The sequence below is a fragment of the Natranaeroarchaeum sulfidigenes genome (assembly GCF_017094485.1).
Classification (GTDB): domain Archaea; phylum Halobacteriota; class Halobacteria; order Halobacteriales; family Natronoarchaeaceae; genus Natranaeroarchaeum; species Natranaeroarchaeum sulfidigenes.
The window spans coordinates 1,537,763-1,563,776 of sequence record NZ_CP064786.1 but is presented as its reverse complement, the minus strand read 5'-3'; the positions used below and the strand labels follow the sequence as shown (position 1 = coordinate 1,563,776).

At 53.5% G+C, this 26,014-nt stretch carries 31 protein-coding genes and 2 pseudogenes; 10 read left to right on the top strand and 23 right to left on the bottom strand.

The window, feature by feature from the left end; translation table 11 throughout:
• Positions 1-124 precede the first annotated feature (124 nt).
• Positions 125-493: a hypothetical protein gene (locus AArcS_RS08225; RefSeq protein ID WP_238476929.1), complete on the top strand. Its 369-nt coding sequence runs from the start codon at positions 125-127 to the stop codon at positions 491-493.
• A gap of 236 nt (positions 494-729) precedes the next feature.
• Here the strand turns inward: AArcS_RS08225 and AArcS_RS08220 are convergent, their stop codons facing one another.
• Positions 730-1,146 (bottom strand): PIN domain-containing protein, encoded by a 417-nt coding sequence (locus AArcS_RS08220; RefSeq protein ID WP_238476928.1) that lies wholly within the window; start codon positions 1,144-1,146, stop codon positions 730-732.
• A gap of 9 nt (positions 1,147-1,155) precedes the next feature.
• Positions 1,156-1,386, bottom strand: coding sequence for an AF_0619 family ribbon-helix-helix protein (locus AArcS_RS08215; protein ID WP_238476926.1), 231 nt, complete (start codon positions 1,384-1,386; stop codon positions 1,156-1,158).
• 387 nt (positions 1,387-1,773) lie between these two features.
• On the opposite strand from AArcS_RS08215, the gene AArcS_RS08210 reads away from it, so the two are divergent.
• Both AArcS_RS08210 and AArcS_RS08205 read left to right on the top strand, forming a co-directional pair.
• A complete protein-coding gene (locus tag AArcS_RS08210; protein WP_238476925.1) occupies positions 1,774-3,867 on the top strand; it encodes an Eco57I restriction-modification methylase domain-containing protein in 2,094 nt (697 codons plus the stop codon).
• A gap of 68 nt (positions 3,868-3,935) precedes the next feature.
• Positions 3,936-4,082, top strand: coding sequence for a hypothetical protein (locus AArcS_RS08205; RefSeq protein WP_238476924.1), 147 nt, complete (start codon positions 3,936-3,938; stop codon positions 4,080-4,082).
• A 177-nt stretch (positions 4,083-4,259) separates the two neighbouring features.
• Here the strand turns inward: AArcS_RS08205 and AArcS_RS08200 are convergent.
• From AArcS_RS08200 to AArcS_RS08170, 8 genes and pseudogenes are all read right to left on the bottom strand, one after another.
• Positions 4,260-4,630 (bottom strand): annotated as a pseudogene (locus AArcS_RS08200) (MarR family transcriptional regulator).
• Positions 4,631-4,867: 237 nt separating this feature from the next.
• Positions 4,868-5,302 (bottom strand): DUF6653 family protein, encoded by a 435-nt coding sequence (locus tag AArcS_RS08195; RefSeq protein ID WP_238476922.1) that lies wholly within the window; start codon positions 5,300-5,302, stop codon positions 4,868-4,870.
• Between the two features lie 159 nt (positions 5,303-5,461).
• Entirely contained in the window at positions 5,462-5,977 is a 516-nt protein-coding gene (locus AArcS_RS08190; protein ID WP_238476921.1) for a DUF7437 domain-containing protein, read from the bottom strand.
• Between the two features lie 76 nt (positions 5,978-6,053).
• Positions 6,054-6,521, bottom strand: coding sequence for a DUF5793 family protein (locus AArcS_RS15950; protein ID WP_375139598.1), 468 nt, complete (start codon positions 6,519-6,521; stop codon positions 6,054-6,056).
• A 669-nt stretch (positions 6,522-7,190) separates the two neighbouring features.
• Positions 7,191-7,376 (bottom strand): hypothetical protein, encoded by a 186-nt coding sequence (locus AArcS_RS08185; RefSeq protein WP_238476920.1) that lies wholly within the window; start codon positions 7,374-7,376, stop codon positions 7,191-7,193.
• Positions 7,373-7,723 carry a HalOD1 output domain-containing protein gene (locus AArcS_RS08180; RefSeq protein WP_238476919.1) on the bottom strand — a complete coding sequence of 117 codons (351 nt, stop codon included), beginning with the start codon at positions 7,721-7,723 and terminating at the stop codon, positions 7,373-7,375. The genes AArcS_RS08185 and AArcS_RS08180 overlap by 4 nt, the downstream gene beginning before the upstream one ends.
• A gap of 82 nt (positions 7,724-7,805) precedes the next feature.
• Positions 7,806-8,450 carry a helix-turn-helix domain-containing protein gene (locus AArcS_RS08175; protein ID WP_375139655.1) on the bottom strand — a complete coding sequence of 215 codons (645 nt, stop codon included), beginning with the start codon at positions 8,448-8,450 and terminating at the stop codon, positions 7,806-7,808.
• A 152-nt stretch (positions 8,451-8,602) separates the two neighbouring features.
• Positions 8,603-9,244: a helix-turn-helix domain-containing protein gene (locus tag AArcS_RS08170; protein ID WP_238476916.1), complete on the bottom strand. Its 642-nt coding sequence runs from the start codon at positions 9,242-9,244 to the stop codon at positions 8,603-8,605.
• A 188-nt stretch (positions 9,245-9,432) separates the two neighbouring features.
• On the opposite strand from AArcS_RS08170, the gene AArcS_RS08165 reads away from it, so the two are divergent.
• Both AArcS_RS08165 and AArcS_RS08160 read left to right on the top strand, forming a co-directional pair.
• A complete protein-coding gene (locus AArcS_RS08165; protein WP_238476915.1) occupies positions 9,433-10,089 on the top strand; it encodes a helix-turn-helix domain-containing protein in 657 nt (218 codons plus the stop codon).
• Between the two features lie 67 nt (positions 10,090-10,156).
• The gene (locus tag AArcS_RS08160; protein ID WP_238476914.1) at positions 10,157-10,564 is read left to right on the top strand and encodes a DUF7344 domain-containing protein; all 408 of its coding nucleotides are present in this window, start codon (positions 10,157-10,159) and stop codon (positions 10,562-10,564) included.
• Positions 10,565-10,751: 187 nt separating this feature from the next.
• Here the strand turns inward: AArcS_RS08160 and AArcS_RS08155 are convergent, their stop codons facing one another.
• Both AArcS_RS08155 and AArcS_RS15945 read right to left on the bottom strand, forming a co-directional pair.
• The gene (locus AArcS_RS08155) at positions 10,752-11,057 is read right to left on the bottom strand and encodes a HalOD1 output domain-containing protein (RefSeq protein ID WP_238476913.1); all 306 of its coding nucleotides are present in this window, start codon (positions 11,055-11,057) and stop codon (positions 10,752-10,754) included.
• A 280-nt stretch (positions 11,058-11,337) separates the two neighbouring features.
• Entirely contained in the window at positions 11,338-11,481 is a 144-nt protein-coding gene (locus tag AArcS_RS15945; RefSeq protein WP_375139654.1) for a rubrerythrin-like domain-containing protein, read from the bottom strand.
• Between the two features lie 501 nt (positions 11,482-11,982).
• Between AArcS_RS15945 and AArcS_RS16000 the strand changes: the two genes are divergently transcribed.
• Positions 11,983-12,135, top strand: a complete 153-nt coding sequence (locus tag AArcS_RS16000; RefSeq protein ID WP_445668768.1) for a DUF7837 family putative zinc-binding protein — start codon at positions 11,983-11,985, stop codon at positions 12,133-12,135.
• A gap of 54 nt (positions 12,136-12,189) precedes the next feature.
• The gene (locus AArcS_RS08150; RefSeq protein ID WP_238476912.1) at positions 12,190-12,603 is read left to right on the top strand and encodes a TRAM domain-containing protein; all 414 of its coding nucleotides are present in this window, start codon (positions 12,190-12,192) and stop codon (positions 12,601-12,603) included.
• 24 nt (positions 12,604-12,627) lie between these two features.
• Here AArcS_RS08150 and AArcS_RS08145 read toward each other — a convergent pair whose 3' ends face one another.
• From AArcS_RS08145 to AArcS_RS08135, 3 genes are all read right to left on the bottom strand, one after another.
• Complete coding sequence (locus AArcS_RS08145; protein ID WP_238476911.1) at positions 12,628-13,236, bottom strand: hypothetical protein; 609 nt, start codon at positions 13,234-13,236, stop codon at positions 12,628-12,630.
• 2 nt (positions 13,237-13,238) lie between these two features.
• A complete protein-coding gene (locus AArcS_RS08140; RefSeq protein ID WP_238476910.1) occupies positions 13,239-13,547 on the bottom strand; it encodes a DUF8065 family protein in 309 nt (102 codons plus the stop codon).
• Between the two features lie 270 nt (positions 13,548-13,817).
• Positions 13,818-13,979, bottom strand: coding sequence for a hydrogenase maturation nickel metallochaperone HypA (locus AArcS_RS08135; RefSeq protein ID WP_238476909.1), 162 nt, complete (start codon positions 13,977-13,979; stop codon positions 13,818-13,820).
• A 729-nt stretch (positions 13,980-14,708) separates the two neighbouring features.
• Here AArcS_RS08135 and AArcS_RS08130 point away from each other — a divergent pair.
• A pseudogene (locus AArcS_RS08130) lies at positions 14,709-15,835 on the top strand (tyrosine-type recombinase/integrase).
• Here AArcS_RS08130 and AArcS_RS08120 read toward each other — a convergent pair.
• Positions 15,832-17,211 (bottom strand): tyrosine-type recombinase/integrase, encoded by a 1,380-nt coding sequence (locus AArcS_RS08120; RefSeq protein WP_238476902.1) that lies wholly within the window; start codon positions 17,209-17,211, stop codon positions 15,832-15,834. The pseudogene AArcS_RS08130 and the gene AArcS_RS08120 overlap by 4 nt on opposite strands.
• 438 nt (positions 17,212-17,649) lie before the next feature.
• Between AArcS_RS08120 and AArcS_RS08115 the strand changes: the two genes are divergently transcribed.
• Entirely contained in the window at positions 17,650-18,285 is a 636-nt protein-coding gene (locus AArcS_RS08115) for an HNH endonuclease (protein ID WP_238476901.1), read from the top strand.
• 284 nt (positions 18,286-18,569) lie between these two features.
• On the opposite strand, the gene AArcS_RS08110 is transcribed toward AArcS_RS08115, so the two are convergent.
• The 7 genes from AArcS_RS08110 to xseA form a co-directional block, all read right to left on the bottom strand.
• Positions 18,570-20,834 (bottom strand): HsdM family class I SAM-dependent methyltransferase, encoded by a 2,265-nt coding sequence (locus AArcS_RS08110; RefSeq protein WP_238476900.1) that lies wholly within the window; start codon positions 20,832-20,834, stop codon positions 18,570-18,572.
• An 81-nt stretch (positions 20,835-20,915) separates the two neighbouring features.
• On the bottom strand, positions 20,916-21,251 hold the full coding sequence (locus AArcS_RS08105) for a hypothetical protein (protein WP_238476899.1): 336 nt from the start codon (positions 21,249-21,251) through the stop codon (positions 20,916-20,918).
• 535 nt (positions 21,252-21,786) lie between these two features.
• A complete protein-coding gene (locus AArcS_RS08100; protein WP_238476897.1) occupies positions 21,787-22,359 on the bottom strand; it encodes a hypothetical protein in 573 nt (190 codons plus the stop codon).
• Complete coding sequence (locus AArcS_RS08095) at positions 22,356-22,721, bottom strand: ribbon-helix-helix domain-containing protein (RefSeq protein WP_238476895.1); 366 nt, start codon at positions 22,719-22,721, stop codon at positions 22,356-22,358. The genes AArcS_RS08100 and AArcS_RS08095 overlap by 4 nt, the downstream gene beginning before the upstream one ends.
• A gap of 219 nt (positions 22,722-22,940) precedes the next feature.
• Positions 22,941-23,858, bottom strand: a complete 918-nt coding sequence (locus AArcS_RS08090) for a metallophosphoesterase (protein ID WP_259372663.1) — start codon at positions 23,856-23,858, stop codon at positions 22,941-22,943.
• 55 nt (positions 23,859-23,913) lie between these two features.
• Complete coding sequence (locus tag AArcS_RS08085) at positions 23,914-24,129, bottom strand: exodeoxyribonuclease VII small subunit (RefSeq protein WP_238476893.1); 216 nt, start codon at positions 24,127-24,129, stop codon at positions 23,914-23,916.
• 47 nt (positions 24,130-24,176) lie between these two features.
• The gene (xseA, locus tag AArcS_RS08080; protein WP_238476892.1) at positions 24,177-25,553 is read right to left on the bottom strand and encodes an exodeoxyribonuclease VII large subunit; all 1,377 of its coding nucleotides are present in this window, start codon (positions 25,551-25,553) and stop codon (positions 24,177-24,179) included.
• 137 nt (positions 25,554-25,690) lie between these two features.
• Here xseA and AArcS_RS08075 point away from each other — a divergent pair, with 137 nt between their 5' ends.
• The gene (locus AArcS_RS08075; RefSeq protein ID WP_238476891.1) at positions 25,691-25,837 is read left to right on the top strand and encodes a hypothetical protein; all 147 of its coding nucleotides are present in this window, start codon (positions 25,691-25,693) and stop codon (positions 25,835-25,837) included.
• The last annotated feature ends 177 nt before the right edge of the window (positions 25,838-26,014 follow it).

Here is a 26,014-nt window from a genome sequence, read left to right as displayed (position 1 = left end):
CGTTTGTTTCAGTCCACTACCAGTGATTCAGCCGTTAGGTAGCCCTGCAAATTGAACGAATCGATACTCAGCCCATCGCGTAACCTTGGATAAACACTTATATCCGCTATTTAATCTTCCTAACATGAAGCGACGCTCTCTCCTGGCTGGTGTTACTACGGGAATGGCTGGTTTCGCTGGCTGTGTTGATCCAGACTCACCAACCCGTAGCGTCACTATATTCAACCGAACACCGGATCCTATTGAAGTGTCTATCTGCATCGTTAGTACTAACGACGATGATGTGGTGGTCTCAGGTACCGAGACGGTTGATCCAGACGGCTCAGAAACCTTCGGGCCATTTCCGAAAAGGGATGTCGTAGAGGGAACTCAACTATATATACAACTCAATAACGAGGAAAGAGAACCTATTGAGGTTGATTTTAGCATTGGATATGTTGACCTTGCCATTGATGACGACGGAAACATTGATGTCAACTATGCAGAGATATGACGTTCATCACCTTCACATTTAGGTAGCGTTAGAATGATTATTTGGTATGAGGCGTAGATCCCTACTTGGAACAACACTCCTCCCACTCAATTGGAGGCTTGCAGAAATCTAAACTGGCAAGTTGGGGTAGTGAGTGTTCATTGTCTCACCTGTATTGACCGACTTCAGTCCTGTACTGATTGATCGACGATTGTCTTCATAGACAGTCGGAGAATCCGTGGGGTTGCTGTCCCGGGCTAGCGTGTATCGAATGAGTCGAGTACGTCGCTCGTTGAATAGACCGCAACCAGCCCCTGCTCGTCGAAATCGGAATCGTCACTCCAGATGGCCGAATCACAGCCGATCGCACACGCCAGGTACAGTACGTCGTCAGGGTCGGTATCGCCGATTGCTTCGTCTGCGCTCTCGATAGCCGGATAGAACTCGCTGGCAGGCACAACATCGATATACTGGAACAGAAGGTCGATGAACTGTGAGACTCGATCTGGTTCCATTCCGGACTTCTCGACGATCAGTTCCTGGTAGTTTTCGATCTCGTCGTGGACGAACGCGGGAGTCAGCAGGTCAGGTTCAAGCGTAACGATGAGCTCCCGTGTTTTCGAATCAGCGATGAGCGCGGAGATGACGACATTGGCGTCGATGACCAGCTTCATTCGTCGTCTCTACACCGATTCCTCGTCAACGTGCTTGCGCCCACTTTCGTTGATCTTTTGAGCGATTTCTTGCACATCGCTCTCAGTGAGGTCGCTCTCGCTGGTGAGTTCGTCCATCACTTCCAGCGTATCGACTTTCTCCTGGATAGCCTGCCGGGTGACCTCACTCCAGTTGATTTCCGGGTGGTTTTCCATGCGCTCTTTGAGGTCGTCGTCCACGTTGACGGTGATACTAGGCATATAGATTCCTATGGGTACACAGATTACTGTGTCTTTCGGTGTGTCTCGGATCGGCCGATTATTTTCTCTTCTAACGACTCCACGAAAACCGAAATCCGAGCTCCGGACCCGCATGAAGACGCTGGGTTTCAACGTCGCCCCATCCAAGGCTTACCCTTTTAAACGACCAGTAAAATATACTGTTTTACCTATATGGTACGCGCAAATTCGGGAACTGAGTCAGTCAGTCGGTTACGACTGCCGACTGGTGATTGCTACGGCTCTCAAGACGCTGACCCGGTGCCCGTAACGCAGACTACGACGGTCGGGGAACGTGTCACGCCGCCTCGTGCTGACGCACCGAGTGACAGTGATTGGGTGCATGTGCCGGATCGGTTTGACGAGCATATGCATGATGCTCTCGTCGAGAGGCTTGAGACGGCAGCCGATGCCGTTACCGGTGCGATCGATACTGGTGTTCCTGAGTCACTACGCGAAGCAATTACAGAGTGGTGTGCACTCCACGGGGTTGATGATCCACCTGCTGAGCACACTCAAACGATCATTGCTCGGCAAGCCGTGTTAAACGTCCTCCTTAAAGCAACACTCTACGAGTGGCATCATCAGTACGATGACCTTCCACAGCTTGCTACCGACACACGAGCGGCACTGCGACGAGCGGCGGAGCAAACAGGAAATCCAGCGTTTGACGAATACTTCCTCGATGAGATTGTCTGGCTCGCTGACGACGCCGATCTCGAACCGGTACTCGACGCTCGTGACTGGTTGCTAGATTCAGGCGAACCGGCTGAAGCTATCGGCCGACTCTATGCGGACCTGATGTCGACCGATGACCGGCAAATGCTCGGCCAGTTTCGAACGCCTCCGTCCATTAGTTCGCTCATGCGGACGTGGGCAGCCAGTGGGGATGACAACGTGCTCGACCCGGGGATGGGTGCAGGTGTGCTTTCGGGCCCGTTCCATCCACTATGGGATGTGAGCACGGAGCCATCTCACGTTAACGGGATTGATCGGAGTCGTCTCTCACGTCTTATGGGGACCACCGCACTCACACTGTACCGGCAGGCGCACGACACGCAGGTGACTGACTTTCTTGAACTCTCCGTAGATGATCTGGACCGAGATGTCGACGCGATTGTCTGCAACCCGCCGTATGTGAAAGGAGATGTACTGGAAGACACCTACAAGAATCGAGTCAATACGCAAATGGAGAGGATTACGGGACTCGATATCAGTGCTCGATCACCGCTGTACACGTATTTTATGTACCACGCTCGGTCGTTCCTTGCGCCTGGAGACTGCGCAGCTTTTCTGACACCAGATAGTTTCATGGCTACTGATTACGGTGAATCACTCAAACAGTTCTTGTTAGACGAGTTTAGCATTACTGCTTTCGTGCAGTTTGACACTGAAGGAGACTCGGTGTTTGAGGACGCCCAAGTCACGGCCCTCCTGAGCTTCATCGAAGCTAAAACGACGGATACTGCGGGCGGAATGACGCGGTTCATTCGCGTCGATAAGTCGATTGAGGCGAGTACTCTGCGACACGCACTACGGAACGGTGAACAAGGCGAAACCGAGTGGGGATACATCAATCATGTGCAGCAAGGAGAACTCGCTCCTGAGAACAACTGGACAGCACGACTCGCGCCCAGTGATATCGACACAAGTGGGCTCACGCCGCTCGGTGAGTTCGTTAGCATCGACCGAGGTAAATCAACCGGGGACGTTGAAGTATTCTGTCTCAGCCAGAGCGATGTCGATGCGTATGGTATTCCCGACCAAGATCTGTCTCGACTCATCAGACGGCCACAGGTCACAGAAGGATATGATATCTGTGAAAGCGACTGGGAGGAATTACGGGCATCTGAGAAAGAAGCGTGGTTACTTGATCCGGACGAACTCCCAACGGTTCCAGAGTCAGACCTAGCCTTCAAGCGACAGGTGGAGAATGGGACAGTCGCAGTGCCAAATGACGAAGCTGACAGAGCGAATACCGTCGCGTACCTACAGAACGCGATAACTGAGCGGGACCTTGCCGGGACTACAGTACTCCAAAACCGGCCATACTGGTATCGACCTCGGAGACAATCATCACCTCGCGTTCTTGTCCCAGATGCTGATCGGGATGGATTCGCTTTCCTGCTAAACGAGACGACCGCGAGGCACATCCATAATTTCCGAGGGTTCTACGACGTAGCGGTGAGCGAAACTGAGTTGAAGGCGTTACTCGCGTACCTAAATAGCCCCATTGGCCAGCGAGTAATCCAGACACAGACTCAACCGCAACAAGGCGGTTATGAAAAACTCAGTATCAGCGCACTCGAATCACTCCCTGTAATCGACCCAACATCACTAGACAACTCAACTGTGGCAGCCCTCGCTGACTTATTCGATGAATTACGGGAGAATGCTAGAAAAGACCGGAATTGCGAGGTAGTGTTGAACCGACTCGATGGCCTGCTGCAACGAGTGATGTGACCCCTACTACTCATGCAATATCGATTCAGTCAGTTAGATTCATACGGATGACTCACTTAGCATTCGGTATGTCTACTGAATTCGCTCGGGAGCCCACCCAGCATGATGGGGACGATGACCCCCACGTCCCGGTGGAGGTTCTCGAAGCGATTGAGAATCTTGCAGAGGATAACACCGCTAGTAAGGAAGAAATCGAATCTGTTCTCAAGTTTTAACCAACAAGCTCAACAGACGTTGGAGATGATTACAGATTTTGAATCTGTCGAAGATCTTGAAGCATATCTTGAGACCCATAATTCGCTAACTGCCGATGACTTGGATGAGCTTCTATACCGGTAGATCATCACGGTAGACGACATCACCGCGCTCGAAGATCGGTGTCTCTTCGTCGGTCACTGTTCGTCCTCGACGCTCGGTGTGGCTTCTGCGGTGCATGCTCACGCCAAGACTCTTTCTCCTCCGCACCCAACTGGTCGTTGAACAGAGCCGTTGTTCGTTCATACCCGCTGTATCTGTCAAGCCGCTCAGCGTCGTCAGTCACCGCCCAGTATGTCGCCTTGTGTTCGATCAGACTGCGGTCCTTCAACCGTGAGAGTGCGGTGCTAACTGCACCCTCGTCAACGCTGAGGTGGGAGGCGATTTCGCGCGCCTTGAACGCCCGGTCCTGATTGGCAACGAGAAACCCAAGCACCTGATCCGGGACCGAAAGATCAGCGAGTTCGTTTTCGCTCGTGTTCTCGAAGGTATCACGATCGATTGACATTGTTGAGTGGGGGTACGTCAGCCACTGTGAAGAGTGTTAGGAGTGAAAGCTACGAAAGCCTTGAAAGATACAAGTCACTGTCGGCACAAGCGGTTTGAGAACCGTAGCCATCGAAGAACCGGTCTCAACTACTGTGATCGGGAGTATAATCAAGTAGGATATCAAGTGCCAGTCCAACGAACTCTGTATCCGCTTTTTCGACGCGATCCTCAGATTGATCGCTGGTGCGTATTCTTCCTACGAATTGACTTCTTCGTAGTACTCGATGATCTCTTTCAAACACCACTGGTTGAGGCCTATCGATGCGAGCGTGCAAACCAACGTTGGGACAGGCTTGCGTTTGTACGCCGCGTAGAGACCATACATCCCGATTGGAATACTCGCGGTGTTTAGAATCTGGGGATAGTCGAAACCGATGAAGCGGTGCCCGTCATTAGTCCAGCGTTCTTCAGCACGGACGACCTTGTACATCCAGTCATCCAACTCTTCACTTGGTTCGGGGAATAGCACCGGATTGATGAGTAAAAACAGGAGAGTGAGTCCCAACAACTTCCATTGCCGATGGTAGAGTGCGCCCACGGCCACGAACGCTGCGGCCATTCGACTCCATCCGCTCTTCGGATTAGAGTGTCTTCCCCACATATTCGTTATCTCCGCCACCTCTTTGAGCATATCAACTATCTCCAAAGAGAGACGTTCTACTATCACATTAGTATCCCGGCACGACGTTCAGTAAACACTCTCCACTTAACCGCTAATTCACCGGCTTCAAGCCGAAACATCCGAAGTCTCCGTGCTGAACTCATCCGCTCTGTTGCGTTCCATACCGGGTCAATCCACGACGATGGGGCGAAGCGCGTCCAGAATGACGCCTGCTTCTACGGGTGCGAGTTCTTGTTCACGAGCCATAATCTGGTGTGTGACTGTCCCGTCGGCGTACTCACAGGCATAGTCGAGTGCGACGGCGAGACCATCAAGCCCGTGCCGATCGATGTACGTATCGATGTCGTCATCACGAAGCCGACGGGCAATTGCTTCGACTAGCTCCGACGTAATTCGTCGTTCTGCATCGCCTTCGACCAGCTGGAGATCGATTTCGTGCGCCGTATACTCTGCTGGCCGGCCGTCATTTGACTGGTCGATGAATCCTGCGGCTTCGAGATCGTCGACATACTCGTACACCGTGCGCTCCGGGAGATCAAGCGTCTCAACAATATCCTGAACCGTCGTTTCCGCGTGATGGTTGACATAGGTGTAGATCCATGCTTTACGGGCGTTTCCGAAGAGCTCGAACGCCTCGCCACCAGTATCGAGTGGGGTCCCCCAGTTTGCTTCTCCCGTCACCATTCTAGTAGCGAATTGCACGCAAATTGCAATCAGTCTTGTTGAGACAGAGTTGTCACTACCACGACGGTAGCTGCTGTCACAACTCGATATGTCCTGGGACCACACTCCGTTCTCGGAGCAGCTCGTTTTCTGCGTTGTAGACGATGAATATCCGTTTCTCAAACGAGGTAGCGATGGTCCCCTCACACTGCAATTCGACCGTGTATTTGCGGTCATTACCAGTCCGAGCAGCGTACTGGCGAACCGCGGACACGAACCGTTCAATTACCGAAGCGCTGACAACCGCTTCAAGCAACAGATCCCCTGTCAGCCGGTCACTTATCGTGAGAATTCCATCCTCAACAGCAGCTCGGGAGGAGGACCGATCACGGAAATACAGATCAAGGTCAGAGGGACGATACGTCGATCCGTCCCCCGGCTGAAAGCGTTCTGCCAGGTCGTCGGAAGTCAGTGTAATATGGAGACGTAGACACGGTTGGCTCGGCGTACTGCCGTTGTCAAGCCATCCCGTATTTGTGAGTTCAACCGTCGTCTGGTCACGCATCACAGATATGTCAGACAGTACGTGGGGAGTGATAATGAAAATGCCGTCCAAAGAAGTCTCCGCCGGAGATCTTGACTAGCCTGAGTCGGTTCTGTTGAAATCATCAAGAACCGCTCTGTTGAAACCCTCAATTGGTGGCACGTTTCGCGCGCCGTGCGAGATACAGAGGATGAAGTCAGCAGTCGGTCGGTGTTGGTTTCGCATAGATCCAAATGAACCAACCGATCAGTGGCTTTGCGTATCGACCGCTGGGGGCTCTACTAGTTCTGCTAGATATTCAGGTAGTCGTGTGAGCCAAGCGCCTTCAGCACCGGAACAGGTCCAGGTACTCGTCATGATCGTCATCGATCTGTTCGAGAAACCGACGCACCTCGTCGAATTTCGTTCCTCGTCGTATGTCTTCAAACCTGTCGAACTCGACGAACCCCTCATTCGATAACTCGGGAAGCAGTACGTGTGGAGTTCGCAACAGACCGTGAGGTGCTCCTCGGGTCCAAGTATCTCTCCGCCACAAAGTATCGGATCTGCAGGTCTGGAATCATCTCTCAGTAACACACATAAGACTCGCCACTGTTGGGCTGAGAGTACGTGTTCGATTCGGTCACTGGTACGGCACTTGTCATCCACGGTTCGATACCCTATTACCGATCCGGTCTTCCTCGCAGTTGTTCACTCCGAATGGTCGTTCTTTTCGACTTCGGTGACGATCACGTCCCAGTCAGGATGTTCGACTCCGTTCCGGCATTCGAATCCTCCTTCTACATCGATTCCATTCTCATAGGCCCTGAGAAGGAGCGCTTTTAGCTCGTCGTTCAGTTCCGCTTTCGACGTGACCGGAGTCTCCTCAGACGTCATCTTCTCGCGTTCCTCCCGGAATTTTCCGCTGCTGGTTCGTGCCCTGGTGCGACAGTGACAACGCCGTAGCTGTACACGGTTATCATGTGGTCCTCGTGGGTGAACGTGACGTGGATATCCCCCTCCGTCCCGTTTCGAACACGGACGAACGCATTCAACGCCTCTGGGTCAACAGTAGAACGCAGCGGGTCAAGTTCAACCGGATCAGCGTCCATCACGTCCGCCAGCGTTGCGATAACAGCCGTGCTTGGGGGAGTCTTCTCTTGATTAAACTGGGTACGAACAATACCAGTTTCCTGCTGATACTCGACCGCTTCTACTCCAACCCCGGCTACCATCGTGCTCATATCTACCCGTTCTAGCGGCCTGAATCGGTTTAGCAAGCCTACTGATTATACAGGAGGTTTAAATAAAGAACCGCCAGAAGGATCATGACGAACTAACGAGAGTCGCTCCAATGAGGCGACGATGCCCGCGGCGGAGTCGTGAGGACAGCGATTGCTGGGTAATGCCGAGATCGTCTGCGATCTCTTCGAGCGACGCCTCACGGGGCGTGTCGAAGTAGCCACGCTCGTAGGCCAATACCAGTGCCTCGCGTTGGGTTTCGGTTAACTCGTAGCCCTCCCCTTGGATTGGAAGCATGGCGTGGACAGCGGTGATCTCTATCGGGATGTCGTTTTCCTGGCAGTACTCTCGAAACGCAGCGATTGCTTCCTGACTTTCGCCGCGCACCTCGAATCGCCACTCGTCTCTCGTTCCGATCCCAGTGAGCACGACGACGTTGGCCTTGGCCAGCGCACTCAGGACGCCGAAGTATTCTTGCTCCCACTCTGCACGCATGAGATACTCGTCCTCGACGCTATCGACCAGTCGAATGCCCGTCACGCCAGCGTGTGGTTCGAACGCGGCTTCGATGTCCTCAGTTTCTGCACCACGCACCCAGAAGTACGGGATGATCAGCGTCTCGTGTGGGATCAGTCGTTCCAGTTCAACCGTCACTCCCGGCAAGTTCTCGAACACAGTTCCCAGTGGAAACTCCGCTGTCGGACTCGTAAACTCCATTACGGTCGCCATGCAGAATCCTTCGTCTGGCACATGAATAGTCGCAAGGGGTGGTGTACCATGGATCCGAAAGCGAATTGTCGCATCTGTACTGTCGGAGGCGTCTCTTAGGCGTTGATTCCCGAGTGGAATGGTTGGGTGAATCTATGGGTAATCACGTAGTTCTACGAAGTGATGAGAGTCTCACTGATGAGGCGTCGATGACCGCGTCGGAGTCGAGAAGACAGTGACTGCTGGGTAATACCGAACTCAGCAGCGATTTCTTCGAGTGATGACTCCCGTGGCGTATCGAAGTAGCCACGCTCGTAGGCCAATACCAGAGCCTCTCGCTGGGTTTCGGTCAACTCGAAGCTATCTCCCTGGATCGGGAGCAAAGCGTGGACCATCGAAATATCGATTGAAACATCATTTTGTTGGCAGTGAGTTCGAAACTCAGCGATTGCTTCTTGAGTGTCCCCTCGTACCTCGAAGCGCCACCCGTCAACTGTTCCGACCCCCGAGAGAACGGTCAGGTTCGTCTCTGACAGCGCAGTCAACAGCCCATCGTATTCTCGCACCCACTCCGCGCGCATGAGATACTCGTGTTCAACCCTATCGACCAGTCGGATGTCCGTCACGCCAGCGTGTGGGTCGAATTCGGTTTCGATCTTCTCGGTTTCCGCGCCACGCACCCAGTAGTACGGGATTGTCAGCATCTCGTGTGGAATGAGCCGCTCCAACTCGACCGTCACTCCCGGTAAATTCTCGAAAATACTTCCCAGCGGAAACTCCTCGGCTGGGACTGTGAATTCCATCTCAGTTGCCATGCGAGAACGTTCACGTCGGGGACGGATAACTGACCATGGTGTACCATGGTCTAACTCTATGAAAAATACAGCAGATGGATGGTATAGTGTATTGTGCAAGTGGGAAGATATGTAGAACACCATCGGACATGGTGCACCATGCCTCCATCTTTTGTACGGCCCAGCGCAACCTAGACCCATAAGCGAGTATGAGTGTGATTACGGAAGTCCGAATACCGCCCGATGACTTCGAACTCGGGCAGATTCTCAGTCTCGATGAGGCGTCGGCTATCGAACTCGAAACGCTCGTCCCGAGTGGTGATGCCACCGTCCCGCTCTTCTGGGTCTACGAACCGGTCGAAGACGGGTTTCTCGATGCTGTCGAACGCTATCCAACTGTCAACCGCGTAACTGAGATGGAAGTGTTCGGAGATCGAACGTTGTTCAGGCTGGACTGGGATGCGAGTCAGGACCATCTCTTTCAATGCATCATGAACCACGAGGGGCAGATATTGAGCGCGACTGGAACGTCAGAAGGATGGGATTTCGAGATTCGATTCCCTCACCGTGAGGCCTTGTCTCAGGCTCAAGCCTGTTGTGAGGATGCGCACATATCCCTGGAACTCATTCGGGTGTACAATCCTACGGATCCAGGCGCTGGTCCGTGGTACGGCCTGAGCGAGCCACAACGAGAAGCGCTCATGCTTGCTGTTCGGATGGGATACTACGACATTCCACGAGGCTGCACGACCGAGGAGCTCGCGGACGAACTCGGGATTTCCGATCAAGCCGTGACCGAACGGCTGCGTCGTGCCATCGGTGCGTTCGTCAGGCATACATTGCTTACCCCCGAGCCCGAGGAATAAGCAAATCGGCTGATCCCTTTGTACACCATGGAACAGAGCCAGGGAGTTGGCGCTCCGCTATGGAAGTATGGATGAGAATCTAGAGCCGGGGGCACGTGATCTCCAACAGACCGACGATCTTTTCAGCTCAACGGAACGGGAGAGACCAATCTCCCCCGATAGGCTTCTGTCGGCAGTAGCGAACGAACATCGACGGGCAATCCTCAACTCTCTGACTACCGCATCGGATAAGACACTGGAACACGATGCACTCGTAGACCGGGTTGCAGACAGGGTTGGAGACGAAAACGCTGAGCGAGCATCCGATGAACATCGCCAACGCATCCGGATCGCCCTTCACCATACCCATCTCCCAAAACTGGAGGAGCTCCGGATAATCGACTACGAGACCGAGACGGGACTCGTCCAGTTTGTTGGCGGTGAACTGGAACAAGATCTCCTGACGCTGGTCAAGTCATACGACGGCTACGAGTGACAGAATACCGAACCGGCTTCCCCTTCGAACGACTTATTTTCACTAGTATGTCTTCTGAATATATTGAATAGTCAGCAAAGAATGCCCCAGATCAGAGAATCCTAGCGAACGCAATCCATCGCTCTACTGGTTCCAAGCGCATCTCAATGTAGTATTCGGTTTTTGCGCATACCACTCAGTCTGAAAATTAGATCGGAGTGGATTCGAAGACTGGTTCCGGGTCGGTGGGTCGAGTGCCATCACAAACTCGGATGCGGCCATCGGCACGGATGAACACGTTCCAGTTCTCGACTCGAAAACTGAGGAGAGCATCACCATTGTTTGCTCCGTCGTGCTCCTCGAACAGACTGTTGAGGGCGTCCCCGTCAACGAATTCATACAGCGGCGGAAGTTCGAGCGGGTCAACCCCGCCCGCTTCTGCCAGAGCATCAATGATGACTTCCGCGGGAGATCGACCACTCTCGGGACTGTACTGGGCATCAACGACTGGCATGCAACTACGATAGATCGTTAGTTCCCCCTGCTCCATACTTCACATCGGTACTGAGGGGCCATCAAGGCTCCGTGTGATAAATTCACAATATCATCCGCGGCTCTGGTGGTAGCGAACGTTTTCAAGAGCCACCTCTTGGAGCACTCTTCCGCGAGATACGCGCTGCGAGCTCAGCACTGATTATTCGAACTGCCCGGCTTCTGTCAGGAATGACGTGACCGACTCAGAGGCTGTCTGCAGCAGAGCGGTCTCATTCATTCCGTGTCCAATCTACCTCTCGTTAGTCGTGGGGAACAGTGGTGTTTTGCAGGACTCCGCCACAGTCGGGGCACCGACTCATGTACTCGGACGCTTCGACACCGTCTCCGCACTCTTGGCATACGTACAGCGTTGTCTGGGTGGATGTGGGATTAGGTTTGACCATCATCAACCATATGATCTAAAGACGGATAAGAGACGTTGTTGGTAGCTGCGACACTCAATGCAGTAGGAATGCGTGGTGTGCACTCCTTTGTGTACCTGCGTGTGATAAATTACCGCTCTGCATGTTACACCGAGGTTCTGATGGATTCCAGATAGGTTGTCACTCGTCGCAGTATGTGTGTTCCCTGTACTGGCCGATCCGGTCTGATCAAATCCGAGAATAACTCCGTGGAAGACTCGCGCCCTGTCTTCAGTACGGATTTTGTATCAATCACGAATGATTTCAACAGATCCCCTGAGTCTCTTGCACACGACTCTCACTTCCATCGAACGGTCGATCCATTGGATTTGTCCTGAAATGTGCGGGGCGTTGCTCCACCTACCTGTCTATCCAATACAAGTAACTAAATCCGTCTTTGCAAAGACACCAAACCACTAAGTTCAAACATACGAAATCATTACTCGGAAGGATCCAGTCACACGCTCCTTCCATTCCCTTTGAATGAATACAGACGAAGCAACTCTCGGTCGCTGTCCGGACTGTGGTGAGCCGATCCATAGAGCGCGACTGCTTGTCGAGTACGAGAAAGACGATGGCACCGTAGGGATTTGGGCCGAGTGCACGAGTTGTGATACAGTTGTCGCGCCTGAGTAAGTCAAACGCCAAAGTCAAGTATTCTATCCCCTCATATCGATTCAGGACCTGCTGATGGAAATCTCCGAGCAACTACATTGTCTGTTTACCAGTACTGTTGAAGACGACGGCGAGTCGTACACTGTGGAGATTCCGACGCAAGAGGTGCAGCTTGGATATCTCCAAGAAAACGAAACGTATCGTGTCGCCTTACTCCCCACCTCGTCGAGTGAGACATCCAACGAGAGCGACGCTCAATCAGCAGACGAATCTGAGCCACCAGCGCCACCGGTTAAAGAGGGCGAACAGCGCACTGTTGAAATCGAGAGTCTCGGTGATCAAGGCGACGGGCTCACGCGTGTTGAGCGGGGGTTCGTCGTAATCGTTCCCGATACCGAGCGCGGTGAACGCGTTACCGTGGAGATCACCGAGGTAAAGGAGACAGTTGCCTTCGCGGAGGTGCTCAAACGAGTGAGCTACTACGAGTAATATAGTTTCTTTATTTAAGAGTATTTACGGAAGTAAACCGTTCCGGAGATACTGCGAGCAATCGACCGGAATCGATTCCCACGCTGCCTGAATCGCTTGATACGCCGTCCAGCCTTCTCCTCGAAGCATCTCGCCACAGGCCTGACAAAACTCTGCTACAGTACACTCTCCCTCGTCTAGTAACAGATACAGCAAAAACGTGGGAGCAACCGCTTTCCCAGTTGTCTCTTCAGCGTCACTGAATACTCGATTAATAGCCCGACGCCCGTGCTTATCCATCAAAATAGCGAACCGATACAGCCCCGTATTCTGTTCGATTTCCGTCTTCACGGACTTCTCCCCAGCATCTTCTCCATGTGGTCGAGGAACACACGGAACCGTCGTGAACGACGTATCCTCGTCGTCGAACGGCTCAAGTGCCTTCTTGCTCCCATCGTGAACCCACCGCTCTCTCGTCCCTTCAGGTGCGTACTCAGACATCTCCCGATCGTGGCGCTTGAGCTCGTGATAACACACGTTAGTCGTCGTCAGCTGTAGGTTGTCTATAATTCGAGGCCAGAGACTCGTGTTTGCTACAGCGATCACTGCGTCTGTATCAACGATAACTGGATGGCGGACATCATCGTCGACCATCTTCACTTCTGGAAAACTCCAGTCGTATCGAGCTCCGCAGCCTCCTCGAAGGCCTCCCGCTCCCGCTCAATTTCTTCCAACGCGTCCCCCAGGAGGATCTCTGCAACGTCTTCAGAAAGCTCTCCCTCCTTGTATCGCTGATGGAGGGTTATCTTCTCCTCGTCCGAGAGGACTTCTCGAAGTTTCTCTTGGAGCCCCTGTCGAGCAAGCTCACTGATGTTGATCCCACCAAGACGCATCTGATCGACAATCTGAGACGCCTTCTTCTCAGTTTCTCCCCGAAACTGGATTTTGTCGTTGTTTGTGGCCATCTTACCCTATCTTCTCCCTCCGTAGTATTAGATGTTGTGACGCGCCATCCATGTCAATACAAAATCTCCGATCTGGAATAACACAACATTTCAGAAAGGACCATGAATAAAGAAACTGTATTACGGTCTACTGTGAGGCAGAGGAGATTCTGTGGGTGCTCGCTGATCACGTCGGTGCGGAGGCTCATGCAACCAGACTGGATGGGATCACCAAGCAGCTCTGGGAATTGCAACACGAGATTGGGGATCTGAAAGCCGATATTGACGAACCTACTCGATGAACTCCCAGTGTTGGCGCTCGACACCGAATCCGCCACACTCGGGACAGACATGATACTGGATATCGAATTCAGCCCCACAGTTGCCACACATGTAGGGCTCTCCCTCGGACGACCTGTAGACGTAGTGTTTTAACCGCCCGGTCAGACTCACGTTCCGACACATTCAGGACTCCTACAAATTCATTTCGACTGTTCAACTAATCGCGGTTATAAGATCACTCAGAGTAGTCAGTTCTGTCCAATCACTCAGAAGGTAATCGGAGTCTCGTACTGAAGAAGCCCGAGTACCATCTCACAAAACACCATGACCACTCCCAGAGGCGGGCCCCGCGATGGAGCACCGCCAGCTTTCACACCCATCCAAGCTGCATTCTCTCTAAACTGATGTGATCAGCTGAAACTGTCTTTCTTGTCAGTCTTCGATTTGTGTCTGGTCGATTTCGATCTCACCCTCGTGGATCTTCGGGTCAAGTCCTGCCAATCGAACTTGCCTGGCGGACAATCGTCTGGGTGATTTATATACATAGAAGCCAAAACAGTGATTATCGCAGGTCAGACCCACCGATTTCGGCGGTAATAGTCAAGGATGCTTCGAGGTTGTTTCGCCCGGTCAGGGCGGCCTCTCACGTCAATGACCTGGGTTCGAATCCCAGTCGGAGCACTTCCACCCTTCTCCCGTCCGGTAGTTTTCAGCCGTGAGTTACAAGTGATTAACTCATGCTCAAGGTCAATGCGGTTCAGAAGACGCGTCAAAGTCGCCGCCCTCTTGCGATCCGGGTGAAATTAAAGGCAACGAAGTTAACGGGGAAAAATCCATCGCCGTCTTGCGATCAGCGAAATCGATGGGCAACGAACCGGGTTCCAAATCGGAGGGCAGGCAATGAATAACGACGACCAGGCAACTACCCCCCTCGAAGGGGTCACTGTCGTCACGGAAAACTCAGAAGAATTACTTAATGAACGACAACTCGTTGACTACCGAACGCAGCGAGAACACTGTCTCGAATGGCTGCTGGTATTCGGCAAAGACCCAAAGCACGCTGAAGGGTATGCGAAGACAACGGTGAAGAACCGGGCGTATCGAATGGACCAGTTCTACCGCTGGGTCTGGCAAGAAGAAGGAGGGTACACGTCCAGCGTCACGCTTGCTCACGCCGACGGATACCTGACCCACCTCGCCCGACAGGAGAACTCGAACGCTCACAAGAGCGCCTGTCGCAAGGCGGTGATGATGCTGTATAAATGGCGTCAGCACGAGCGTGGCGGCGAGGAGTGGGATCCGGAGATTACGTTTTCGCGGAAAAACCAGTCGACAACCCCGCGAGACTACGTTACCCGAGAGGAACGCCCAAAGATCCGGGACGCAGCACTCGAATACGGTAGTGTACCCAAGCGCGAGAGCGTGTACGGTGATGACCGCGATCGCTGGCGAGCATATCTTGCTCAGCGATTCGAGAAACCGAAAGAGGAACTCACCGAGGAAGACTGGGAGCGGGCGAACAGCTGGAAGATCCCAAGTCTGGTCAGCGTGAGTCTGGACGGGGGGCTGCGCCCGATCGAAGTCGAACGTGCCCGTACATCGTGGGTGGATCTAGAGAACGGGGTGTTGCGAATCCCGCGTGAGGAGTCATCGAAAAACGTCGAGAACTGGATCGTGAGTCTTCGGGACCAAACCATCGAGATGCTGGAGTACTGGCTCGAACAGCGGAAGGTGATCGACAAGTACGATGATACTGACGCGCTGTGGCTGACGAGGCGGGGAACCCGTATCAATCGGCGTCGCTTCGGTCGGTACTGCATACGCTGTGTGAGTACGCGGACATCTCTGTCGAGAACCGACAGATGAGCTGGTACTCTATCAGGCACTCGGTTGGAACCTATATGGCCCGTGAAGAGGGTCTCGCAGCAGCGCAAACCCAGCTCCGGCACCGGAGCCCTGAGACGACGATGAAGTACGATCAGGCACCCGTAGAGGACCGCAAAAACGCACTGGATCGGATGGGCTAGTCGTCCGAAGTCGACGAGCGATCATCCGGCGATTCTTGGTCCGACAAGATTTTGCGAGTGATATCGACTTTTGCTTCGCTCGTATTATCGATGAAGGCGTCGATGTGTACATCTCCCCCTCCAGCGTCAGTCACAACTTTATCCGCGTCGCTTGATGATCTCGATACCTGCTCGCTGGTGTTGTCTGCATTGTCGTCCGCGTATGGGTTATACTCGGGATCTTCAGCAGCTCGCTTTGCCTTCCGACGGCTCTTGTTGAGAGTTTGTTGTCTTTCTTCGGCAGCCGAATCACCGTATGTAGAGACGGTAGTCTCGAACGTTTCGTGCCGAAGTTGATCGTTCACTTGCGCCAGACTGCCGTCCGATTTCATATGTCTGCCCAGGGTGTGCCGGAGACTGTACCATCTCACTTCGCGGTCCTCAGTCGGTATGTCGGCTTCCTCACAGAGCTTCCGTACGATATTACACAGGCTCCCTGACTGGTACGGGTTCCCCTCTCTGTTGAGCCAGAGTTTATTGGATCCATCATACTTTGCGAGGTGTCGTCGCTCTCGTACCCAGCGACTCATCCACTCACACGATTCGTCAGACAATGACACCTCAAACTTCTCTCGCTCTTTTGCAGCCTTCTCGCGCGGGATCTTCAAAATCTGCTGATCTGGTTTATACCAGCTGACCTCTGCTTCTTCGACTTCGGCCGGGAGTAGGCCAGCGTCGTATCCAACACTGGTGAGTGAAGAGATTTTACTGCTCTGGTCTGCGCGCTGCCAATCCTTTCGCACGACATCTTCTTTTGGTTTGCTAAGTCGCTGTGCAACGAGGCCGTTGATCCTGTCGCGTTCTTCCGGTGGGGTGTCGTAGTAGGACGGAAGTTTATGGTACGATTGCGCTGCTTCCAACAACAACCCCATCTCCTCGTATGATAATTCAGCAGCTGACGTGTGATTCCCGTCTGTAAAATTGACTCTCGGCCGCCACTCAAAGTCCAGAGGCCCCTCATGGTATCTCCAACTGAAATACTTTCTCAGCGCGTCTGAGAACTTTCTTTTCGAGGCAGACGAGTAATCCTCGTCATTCTCTTTTTGTATCTCATCGCGTGCCAATAGCAACAGCAGTTCGTCTGCTTGGTCGGGGGTGAGACAGGCCTTGTCGTCTGGTTCGAAGTACTCGATCGCAGCCCTATGGAGCTGGTCGAGACGACGATAGTAATTATCAGCATTCGATTCCGCCACCGGTTCGTGCTTGAGCGGGGATTTCCCCTTCTCTCTCATCCAATCATACCACTCTTGCCGCTCTTTTTCGACGTGATCGGCGTCCTCTCCGACCATTCCTTCCAATGCGTCTGTTATTTCCTTGCTTCCGTTTTCTGTATCCATAATCGATACAAATGATTTTAATTAACGGTTACGTATAAACCCTCGCGCTAGAATACCAAGATTCTCGCCATTAGAGGGCAATAAATGGACATATGTGTGCCCACAGTATGAACTCCCGGCTGACAGCACGACTGTATCGCCGTTCAGGTCTACACTCCACTAACAGAGGTCTCTTTTTAGGTTGCCTTCCCCAGAGTGATGGCTCAGGATGGGCTAGTTGTATGTACAACCAGTCAAAATAACCCGTTACGGAAGACGACCGACTCGAAAGAGCGGACACGATGAGTAGGAGGGATGACTATGGGTGCATGTCAAAACTGTGGATCGCAAGTGACGGTGAGATTTGTACACCATTTGAGTATAACCCCGACGGTACGCACGGAAGTCGATAGTGCATATCATGGCAAAAATGCCAAACGATAAAATAGCTCAAGACTCATGACGGGAAAAACGCCCGACAGCGGTAGGCACGCTTACACTGAGAATGAAGATGTTCAGGACGATGATCCCGCGACAGTTCGTGAGTTTCTTGACGAGGTGGATGTCGATCCTGCCGCCCTGGAGAGTGTTGACGATCTGCAGGAGGTCGTTGAGCTGGACATCTTTACGGAGGAAGAGGAGACGATCGATCCAGACGATGTCGATCTTGAGGAAGTCCTCGATGCCCCCGTAACTGTCGAAGAAAACCGGACTCAAACGGGGGTCGTCCGCCAATCAACGCAGGACTACCCTCCTGATTGGGATCGGCGTCGACAGCGAGTGTACAGCCGTGACGACTACCAGTGTGAAAACTGCCGTCGCCGAGGGGGGCCGTATGGTGATGTCGAATTACACGCTCATCACATCGTTCCGAAATCACGTGGTGGGGTTCACCGCTTCGAGAATCTCGTTACGTTGTGTGAACCATGTCACGATGCCGTTCACTCGGGAAATGCGGTCGCACCGACAGCGATTACGGAAGCCGAAGCCGAACCGTCTACTTTCGCGGAAGTGCTCGCTGGGATCAAATCTGCGAAAACGGCGTACCGCCGATGGAAGCGGATGTACCGAAAGTTCTCCCGACTAGGCCCATAACTCACGATAGTTCCGATTCAGTTGTACTGACGACCTCGTCGAGAAGGGATACCGCGTCGAAGCGTCGGTCAATAGCAACCTTCGACGTGTTGATATGACTGAACATCACGTTTTCGGTGAAACATACTCGACAACCGTGGACGTGACCGAGGGGTGACCTATCGCCCTCAAGTGGGCTGGTCTATAACCTGAATTCCCGGTACTGGTCGTTAGATTGCTTGGTCAAGATTGTGGACGATACACGCAAGAGGAGGACCGGAACACTGGATTGAATGGCCAGTCGCTTAGAGTATGGAATCGGCCAACGCAGCGTCAATTCGGTCAACGGTGTTTCCGTCGTCAGACCCAGGTTCCGATAGCTCGTCAAACAAAGCTGCGAGATCGGCTATGACATCTGGATCCAGTATTCGCGGGTCAATGACCTGCACATCGCCGAGTGATCCGGACGTGATTCGATAGGCACCACTTGGCCGGGTCTCCGCGTGGTATCGAAGCAACTCTTCGCCAACGGTGCTGTTCAGGAATGCGGCCAGTGCTTTGATTTCGTTTTGAGTCAGTGATGGGTCAGGGTAGATTCCGTTCCCGTTGTTCAGGATCAGCGCGGACGAGTGGTTGAGAATCGTATCGAATCCGTCACGCGAGAGTGTTGGCATGACAATCTGAGGTGAGTCCCGGCGATCAACTCGGTACCATGGCGCTCTGTTCTGAAGTTTCGTCGAAGTGATGTCCGGAACCGCCTCGTGTAGGTAGTCATACACGCCAGCAGAGCGTTGCACAGGTTCGTCCCTCGACAGATTGGCCACTCCCCACGTTCCCCGCGTCTCTTTTGCCTCAACAAGTTCCGCGGGAACTTCGTCAAGATCATCGAGATATAGTAACCAGGCCTCCCGGTTGGCTTCCCGATGGGCTCGCCAATCGTTGCTGCGGTATTCGTATCCGGTTACCGTCGATACTTTTCGGATGAGCGGCTGCAAATGCTGGTTGTCAATTCCATACTCCTCAACTTCGGCTTGGGACAAGCAAAAAAACCCGTTGTCTCCGGTTGAGATCCCGCGCGTGACATCGGCAATCTCAGAGAGTGGAGTCAGGTTAGTTGTGTCCACAGTGAGCGTCTTAAGTTGTTGAGACCAGTCCTCCTCGGGTTGTAACTCTGGTTGCTCAACGTGGATTACGTGTCCCCAGTCCCGAGTTCCCGGGGTATCTGTTTGTAGTTCGCGGTGCCATCCGGTGTTTTCTACGTCCTCGATGGAAATGAGGCGAGTTGTTCCAGCGGGTTCAGTTTGGCTTGAGGCTTCGAGGAACAACAGGAGTGCCGTCGTATCAGCTGTGTCGAACACTGATTCCTTCTTCGGATCGTAGAGCGCGAGACCGTGAATACGGAAGCGATCCAATAAGTAACGTTTGATCGCCTCACCGTACTGGCGATGGAGGACGTGATGCGGGACGATGATAGCCATACGGTCGCCGGGTGAAAGACACGCACCGGCATGGTAGATGAAGTACCCGTGCAACGGGGTTTTGCCGGGAATTTCGAAGCCAGCTAACCGTTCTGCCTGCTCGTTTAGAGTTGCTCGATACTCTGTCGACAACTCGTTGTATCGTACGTAGGGAGGGTTGCAGACAATCGCATCGACCGTCTCCGACACCTGTTGTGGTGCAATGGAGAGGTAATCTGTGGTCTGAGTCGTGTGCTCCTGTCCGACGAGAGTAAGCGTGACAGTTCCCATGAGTCGGGAGAGTGGCGAGCGATCGATGCCGTGCACGTGATCGGGGTCACTATGCAGCATCCAGCCGGGGAATCCGGGAGAGGATAATGCTGCCGAACCCATTCCAGGGTCAAGCACGGTGTCTCCGCTGGTGGTTGCCCACCTCCGCATCACCCGTCCAATCGATTGTGGTGTGCGGTACTGCCCGAGAGTATCTCGCCCGTCATTCGATAGCAGTGCTTCGTACAGCCGTCCGATGACTACTGCGGGCTTTGTCGAGTTTACCAGTCGATGCCGTTGGGCCACGACTGCCTGTTTGTGTGCTTCATCTGCAAGGTGCACTACTTCATCGAGTACGTTTTGATCGAAGCCCGGACACTCCGTCTTATCTTTTGCTTGCTGGAACGCCTCTTGCAGATCGGATCCAAGCGAGGGAAGCTCGCCGCGGTCGTGATACCACTCGTAGAGTGACGCCTTGAGCCAGAGGCTGAACACCGCTTGTCGTGCGATAATAGTTCGTCGCTCACACTGATCAATCGAGTTAAGCCCGTGGGAATCACACCAAGCAGCCAGTTCGTCTTGACAGTCACTCGCTATGTTTCCGTCCAGTCGAGAAACAATCGTGTGGGCTGTCGTCGTGATCACTTCGAGGAGCTCTTCATCGAAGTTTTCTTCAGCGTTATCTCCGTGGAGTTCCGTGGTTTCGTGTTCGATTATGCCTTCAGGCGGGGCCACGTACTGACATAGATCGGTAATCGAGTCGGGAGTCGGGGCGCCATAGGTTTCCCCAGTCGATACCGAGAGATTCCAACAGTTTGACTGTTCTGATACTTCACGTGACATCTATTTAATATTATTTGATGGCTCTGCTACTTAAAAGGGTAAGCCCTCAGAAGTAGTGGAATCTTCAAAAAGAGGCGAGTATTATCGTTCGAGCTGTTCCGGCGGGGGGAGTTCCGCCTTCGCTGCGAGTTCGCTCCTATATCGCTCGATGCGCTCAATCATTGCCTTCTCCCCGTCTTCTGGCTGTGATACCGCCTGCTGAATCTGAACTAATGCCATCCGGATAGCGTAGTTGTACTCGCTATCATCCAACAGATTATTCTCTGCAATGTTGATGTTCGTCCCGATGTGATCGAGACCCTGGTCGGTTTCGGTCAATGCTTCTCGTCCAAGCTGCTCGACTTCTTCGAGTACAGCTATCCGTTTGTCTTTGATACGGTCATTACCCCCGCCGTCACCATTCATATTGTCCGTCATTGCAAACCTGTAAAATAACCACCTACTTAAAAAGGTAAGCCCTGGAATAAGACTTATAATACTCTGATCAAATTCCGCATCTTCTCAGGTAATCGGGCTTATTTCACCCTGAGCATTAATCCGGCTGCCGTCTTCCATTTATTTTCGTATAGGTCCAGATCTGTTTCGCCCGAGAGGTTAGTTCTCTCTACGGTAAGGTCAACGAATATTTCATTGATGATGACGCTACGACGCCACCGGCAGGGATTTCTGAATGTTTCATTACTATTCCTGTGTCCATTGGGTATATCGCTCTCGCACTGACTGGATTCCCGCACATCACGAACGAACGGGGCCTGAGCTAACAGAGTATGCTGAGCGGCTCGCCGAAGAACAGCTTGGCTGCCGCCCGACTAATGACTCGACGTGATTGACGAGAAAACGCACGAGAGCAGGTTATTCAACGCCGGATCACGGCTTGACAGACAGCTGTTTCGTCGTCGATCTAGCGTACGTCAAGCAGAATCCTTCTTTCCATTAATCGCTTGCAGCCGGTCTACTCTTCGAGGATTTGGAGCAATTGCGTGACGTAGGGACTGTTCCCCCAACTCCGATGTGAGCTGATCACCGTAATGAGTGTCCGAGCCTCCGCGTGAGCCATATGCCCGTTCCGGGCATAGTCACAAATGAGCCGCGGCGTCGGGACGATACGCGGCCCCTGGAGTACAGCATGAATCAGTGGGAAGTTCGTCCCACCGAACTCGTCGGTGAGTAACCCGTCGACGGCGAGCGCATTCGCAAGGATGATGCCATCGGTTTCGCCATCGTCGAGGCCGAACGTCGGACGGGCGTCCGGGGTGTCGTCGCGCTCATACGGATCCCGAACCGTGTAGTGGTTGCTGGCGGCGAGGACGTTGTTCGCAGCAGCGGCGTGTATATCCTGATACTGTGCAATGTCGCGGAGTTCTTCGATTACTTCCGGTGGTACGAACACGTCACAAGAGGTAAGCAGGTACTGGAACGGGTCCGGGGTGTCGTTAGTGTCGGACGCCGTGTCCGCACGAGGAACAGCGAGACTGACCAGCGCACTGGTGTCGCCCACGACGGTTCGCAGTCGTGATCCGCTCATCGATCGTCGTCTACGGTGTCGACCGTGATCGCATCGCCATCATAGACGTCGACATCATCGGGCGCGTCGATATTGAGCGGTTCGTCTTCGAGGTCGGCTTTGAGGAGACGGAGTCGCTGAGCAGTCTCGGCGCCGACCAACTGCTTGACCGTTTCGAACTCAAGCTGGCCGTCGTAGTACTTCGTGGCGACCAGCTCCTGGAACGTCTCGCTGTCAGCGGTCTCTTCGATATACTCGCGGATAGCTTCGACGAGCAGATCCGTCCGATCTTTGTCGAAGAGATCGGCAATCGCGTCAAGCCGGTCAACGAGGTACTCCGGCGACTGAAAATGGACCCGTCGTGGGTCATCGCTCGTGCTCATCTTATGTGCATGTTCTGCACATAGATGAATAACTGTTTCGGCGTCTGCACATGGCTTGCACACCGATAGCGTGGATTCCAGTTCTGGGGACGATTTATCATGAAGCTACATGTTTGTACTGCTGATCTTGTTCGAAGCATGACTGATTGATCGGCTTTAGGCCCGCTCCCAGCTCCCATTCACTATCGTCGGTAAATCAGACGGTTCTGAGTCAAATGTTTATTCCACTTCTGAAAAGAACGTACACGACGCCGACTCGTCCTCTTTCCGTACCACAACTCCCACGTCGTCAGGCGTTTCGACAATGACACCTTCACCACCGATCGAGCCCTGGTTTTTCCGGATGACGTTGCCACAGATCACGTTCCCATCGCGGGTGGGCTTTCTCTGTCGGGTATGTCCGACAATTTGTTGTGGAGCATCGTCGGACAGGTACTGGTAGTCGAGCCAGAGAACACCCGCACCTGGACCACGTCCTGATGTCCCACCGGTTCCAAACACCGCCGGATATTGATCGACGAGTTCCTGTTGTACCTGCGCCCATTCGTTCTCGTCCATTGCAGCAAGTAACATCCGTGCAGCATCCTGCAGTGACTGATTGAGTGACGAGACATCGATCGGATCGTTCGAACCCGCGTGAGTATACGTGTACTCGTACCCCTCGAACGCTACAGAGATGCGCCCCTCGCGGATTGCAGTATAATACATTCGGCTGACCGATGGGGGCTGGTTCCCGACGTACCAGTGCGGCCAGTGAAGCACATCGGGAAGCACCAATGCCATTTCGTGGTTCCCAAGGTGATACCGGACGTGTCCAGGTGGTGCCTCAGACTGGAGTCGCCATACTAGGTCGAGACATTCGTCGCTGGCAGGCCCGCGGTCAACCATATCGCCATTGAACACAAGAACATACTCGTCATCGCAGGCCCAGTGGAGTCGACCCTGATCATCAGCTTCGACGATGGGATCGAACTCATCAACTTCTCCGACAGCCAACAGTGCACTGCGAGCACTCTCCAAATAGCCGTGGATATCACTAATTTGGACGATCGTCGGAGGACCTTCTGATGCTGAGCTTCTGAGATCGGCAACGCTGTCAACGTGATGCGAACCATCTGTTGCTACCGTGGGTCCCATCGATTACGCCACAGTGTAAGCAGTCTATCAAAATATATTCTCGGTCCCCAACTACTCAGTGGTCTTCGGCCGTGCTACCAGCATCGTCTATTTCGATTAATTCCCCATCATCCACATCCAGTGCCTTCCGCAACGCAACAAGATGGTCATCCGCCTCCTCGCGGAGTTCCTTGGCGGTTTCCAGCCCAACTTCGCCGTCTTCAAGTGTCTCAGCAATCTCTTCGAGACGGTCGATCCGCGACTCGATATCGACATCCTCGTATGCAGCCATGGCGGGAAGATGATAGTCCAGCAACTTGGCTATGTGGATTTCAGCATTCAAATCAACAACAGCACAACCAACGCGGCCCCAAGGAGTAATAGCCCGATCAGAATAGCAACGACGATGCGGAGACGCCGTGCTTCGGCCGTCCCAGCTTCGATCTTGGCGTCCGCCTCCATCTCTCGATACGCGTTGTCGATTCGAGAATCCAGTGCTGAGAGTTCCTGGTCGACGTGATGCTGGTAGGCTCTGTCGATCCGTGCTTCAAGATCACCGACACGCCCTTGGACAGCCTGAGCCGTTACAGCATCCGTTTCGGCAGCATGTTCGATGTCTCGTACTGCTGTGTCAATTCGCTGGTCGAGTGTCGTCAACCGAGTCTCGACGATGGCGGTGTATGCTGATGCAATGCGCTGATCGAGATCGGTAAGTCGTTGCTGTGTCGCCGTCTGTGCTGCAATTTGTTGCTCAAGCGCTGAATACGCGGTCTCGATACGGTGCTGGTACTCGACAAGTCGCTCCTCAACAAGTGCTGCATACGCACTCTCCACACGGCGTTCTACTTGCGTGACGGACTGTCGAACCGAGTCCATATTCGGCGTCGTCGCCACACCCGCATCGGTCGGCGTCATCGCTCGCCGATCGGCGACGGCTTCCGCGAGCGTCTCATCGTCTTCGTGGCCGATCGCAACCACAACGGGAGTCGACGCATCAGCGATTGCACGGACGACCGGTTCTTCGTTGAAACACCAGAGGTCAGCATCGGACCCGCCACCACGCGTGACGACGATTATATCGACCGAAGAGTCGCGTTCGAGCCGTTGAATTGCGCCGACAAGCGATGGAACAGCGTTCTCTCCCTGGACCGTCGCGCCACAGAGTTGGATCGTTACCCCCGGTGCGCGGGCTCGAACGCTACTCACGAAGTCTTCCCGTGCGGACCCAGAAAGCGACGTTACGACACCGATACACTCCGGATACTCCGGAAGCGGACGCTTCCGCTCCTCGGCGAGCAATCCCTCCGATTCCAGTTGGGATCGCAGTTGTTCAAGTTCCTGTGTGCGCGCGGAATCACCAGCCGGCCAGTAATCTGCCACGACTAGTTGCGTGTTCCCTCGTTCTGCATGAAAATCAACCGAGGCACGGACGATCGCTGCGGCTCCCTCTTCGAGTGGCTGCTCGAAGGTTGCAACTGATTGGGACCACGCGATACACGAAATCACGGCCTCGTCGTCGATATCCCGCAGCTCGAAAAAGGTCCCAAAATCGTACGAGTTGACGTCCGAAATTTCTCCGTAGACATACGTGGGAAACCGATCGATGGCGTCTGTCAGGACTGCGTCGAGTTCAGCGTTGAGTCGCGCGACTGACCAAGCACTCCCTTCCAACGCGTCGACATCGAAATCGATCGACTCCTCGTCTGTCCCAGCCATTGTAGGATTGGTTCTGACACAGTCGATATAGTTCTGACGAGACACTTGTCCCTCAGGCAAGACGAGCTCAGGAGTAACAATAGGTCATCCGATACACGTCCTCGCATTCATATTACAAGCCGAATCCAACACCACTGATGCCAGAGCACACTCGCCTCGAACGGATCATCATCGCTGTAGCACTCACTGAATTTTCCGCACAGCACGAACAAACGGACCCTGAACTAGCGGAGTATGCCGAGCGGCTCGCCGAAGAACGGCTCGACTGGCGCACAGCGAAATAACGGTCGAGTGGAAGAAGTGACGAGAGTTCGAGGTCAGAGATATCGGTAGCAGATGGTGGCTCATGGGAGTGAACCGTGTAGCGTGCGTGTTCGGATATCGATTCCAACGACATTCACAGAACATTCCATCATCGTGATCTTCGACGTAGGGGACCGAGAACAGAGGACGATAGGATC

Bases quoted from the DNA above. Each gene is read 5' to 3' on its own strand.
- AArcS_RS08225 (WP_238476929.1), top strand. From the start codon at position 125: ATGAAGCGACGCTCTCTCCTGGCTGGTGTTACTACGGGAATGGCTGGT.
- AArcS_RS08220 (WP_238476928.1), bottom strand. From the start codon at position 1,146: ATGAAGCTGGTCATCGACGCCAATGTCGTCATCTCCGCGCTCATCGCT.
- AArcS_RS08215 (WP_238476926.1), bottom strand. From the start codon at position 1,386: ATGCCTAGTATCACCGTCAACGTGGACGACGACCTCAAAGAGCGCATG.
- AArcS_RS08210 (WP_238476925.1), top strand. From the start codon at position 1,774: ATGCATGATGCTCTCGTCGAGAGGCTTGAGACGGCAGCCGATGCCGTT.
- AArcS_RS08205 (WP_238476924.1), top strand. From the start codon at position 3,936: ATGTCTACTGAATTCGCTCGGGAGCCCACCCAGCATGATGGGGACGAT.
- AArcS_RS08195 (WP_238476922.1), bottom strand. From the start codon at position 5,302: ATGCTCAAAGAGGTGGCGGAGATAACGAATATGTGGGGAAGACACTCT.
- AArcS_RS08190 (WP_238476921.1), bottom strand. From the start codon at position 5,977: ATGGTGACGGGAGAAGCAAACTGGGGGACCCCACTCGATACTGGTGGC.
- AArcS_RS15950 (WP_375139598.1), bottom strand. From the start codon at position 6,521: ATGCGTGACCAGACGACGGTTGAACTCACAAATACGGGATGGCTTGAC.
- AArcS_RS08185 (WP_238476920.1), bottom strand. From the start codon at position 7,376: ATGACGTCTGAGGAGACTCCGGTCACGTCGAAAGCGGAACTGAACGAC.
- AArcS_RS08180 (WP_238476919.1), bottom strand. From the start codon at position 7,723: ATGAGCACGATGGTAGCCGGGGTTGGAGTAGAAGCGGTCGAGTATCAG.
- AArcS_RS08175 (WP_375139655.1), bottom strand. From the start codon at position 8,450: ATGGCGACCGTAATGGAGTTTACGAGTCCGACAGCGGAGTTTCCACTG.
- AArcS_RS08170 (WP_238476916.1), bottom strand. From the start codon at position 9,244: ATGGCAACTGAGATGGAATTCACAGTCCCAGCCGAGGAGTTTCCGCTG.
- AArcS_RS08165 (WP_238476915.1), top strand. From the start codon at position 9,433: ATGAGTGTGATTACGGAAGTCCGAATACCGCCCGATGACTTCGAACTC.
- AArcS_RS08160 (WP_238476914.1), top strand. From the start codon at position 10,157: ATGGATGAGAATCTAGAGCCGGGGGCACGTGATCTCCAACAGACCGAC.
- AArcS_RS08155 (WP_238476913.1), bottom strand. From the start codon at position 11,057: ATGCCAGTCGTTGATGCCCAGTACAGTCCCGAGAGTGGTCGATCTCCC.
- AArcS_RS15945 (WP_375139654.1), bottom strand. From the start codon at position 11,481: ATGGTCAAACCTAATCCCACATCCACCCAGACAACGCTGTACGTATGC.
- AArcS_RS16000 (WP_445668768.1), top strand. From the start codon at position 11,983: ATGAATACAGACGAAGCAACTCTCGGTCGCTGTCCGGACTGTGGTGAG.
- AArcS_RS08150 (WP_238476912.1), top strand. From the start codon at position 12,190: ATGGAAATCTCCGAGCAACTACATTGTCTGTTTACCAGTACTGTTGAA.
- AArcS_RS08145 (WP_238476911.1), bottom strand. From the start codon at position 13,236: ATGGTCGACGATGATGTCCGCCATCCAGTTATCGTTGATACAGACGCA.
- AArcS_RS08140 (WP_238476910.1), bottom strand. From the start codon at position 13,547: ATGGCCACAAACAACGACAAAATCCAGTTTCGGGGAGAAACTGAGAAG.
- AArcS_RS08120 (WP_238476902.1), bottom strand. From the start codon at position 17,211: ATGGATACAGAAAACGGAAGCAAGGAAATAACAGACGCATTGGAAGGA.
- AArcS_RS08115 (WP_238476901.1), top strand. From the start codon at position 17,650: ATGACGGGAAAAACGCCCGACAGCGGTAGGCACGCTTACACTGAGAAT.
- AArcS_RS08110 (WP_238476900.1), bottom strand. From the start codon at position 20,834: ATGTCACGTGAAGTATCAGAACAGTCAAACTGTTGGAATCTCTCGGTA.
- AArcS_RS08105 (WP_238476899.1), bottom strand. From the start codon at position 21,251: ATGACGGACAATATGAATGGTGACGGCGGGGGTAATGACCGTATCAAA.
- AArcS_RS08100 (WP_238476897.1), bottom strand. From the start codon at position 22,359: ATGAGCGGATCACGACTGCGAACCGTCGTGGGCGACACCAGTGCGCTG.
- AArcS_RS08095 (WP_238476895.1), bottom strand. From the start codon at position 22,721: ATGAGCACGAGCGATGACCCACGACGGGTCCATTTTCAGTCGCCGGAG.
- AArcS_RS08090 (WP_259372663.1), bottom strand. From the start codon at position 23,858: ATGGGACCCACGGTAGCAACAGATGGTTCGCATCACGTTGACAGCGTT.
- AArcS_RS08085 (WP_238476893.1), bottom strand. From the start codon at position 24,129: ATGGCTGCATACGAGGATGTCGATATCGAGTCGCGGATCGACCGTCTC.
- xseA (WP_238476892.1), bottom strand. From the start codon at position 25,553: ATGGCTGGGACAGACGAGGAGTCGATCGATTTCGATGTCGACGCGTTG.
- AArcS_RS08075 (WP_238476891.1), top strand. From the start codon at position 25,691: ATGCCAGAGCACACTCGCCTCGAACGGATCATCATCGCTGTAGCACTC.